Source organism: Streptomyces sp. MS191, assembly GCF_008042125.1.
Lineage (GTDB): Bacteria > Actinomycetota > Actinomycetes > Streptomycetales > Streptomycetaceae > Streptomyces.
In genome coordinates this window covers 1-601 of record NZ_RDBI01000249.1, presented here as the reverse complement: position 1 = coordinate 601, position 601 = coordinate 1, and the positions used below count along the sequence as shown (strand labels likewise).

The following is a 601-nucleotide window of genomic DNA, read 5'->3' as shown; positions in this document are numbered from 1 at the left end:
CTCCGCCCGTCCCACCTCCGGCCAGGGCCGGCGGTGGGACGGGCGGAGTGGGCACGGCACACATGGACCCACACTGGCGGGGGTTTTCGGGGTTTGTCCGGTGAGCACGGGTCTGTAACCCGAACGAGGGACATGGCCTGGACAAGGCCGTGTCCCTCGTGGTGGGGCGCGGGTGCGGCGGCCGGGCGCGAGGCGCACCGGGCGGCGGTGCCGTCACGCGTCCGCCGCTCCCCGGTGCGCCGTCGTACGGCCCGGTCACCGGGTCCCGCGGCCCCGGACCCCTCCTCGTACGGTGCCGGTCGCCTCGCCCGGCACGGGCTACCGGTCGTGCGGCCCCGCGGTTCCCGGCACCGCGAGCCCGGTCACCCGTTGCCGCGGACCCGCAGCGCCCGGCGGAGGTCGTCGAGCTGGTCGGCGAGCTTGCGGTGCAGCGCGGGCGTCATCCTGTCCTCCCGGAGGTGGGTCTCGCCGAGGGCCAGGGAGGCGTCGTCGACCGCGTGGGCCGGGAAGGCGCGGGAGCCCGCGGCCTCGGACATGGCGGCGCCGCGCCGGTCGCCGAGCGCGACGGCGGCCGGGTAGAAGCGGGGGACGTACTCCCCCA

1 protein-coding gene is annotated in these 601 nt (G+C 77.7%); it reads right to left on the bottom strand.

Annotation, left to right across the window (positions count from 1 at the left end; all coding sequences use genetic code 11):
• Window positions 1-362: 362 nt before the first annotated feature.
• Window positions 363-601: hypothetical protein (locus EAO71_RS37245; RefSeq protein WP_147982202.1), on the bottom strand; the 239-nt coding region annotated here is incomplete at its 5' end.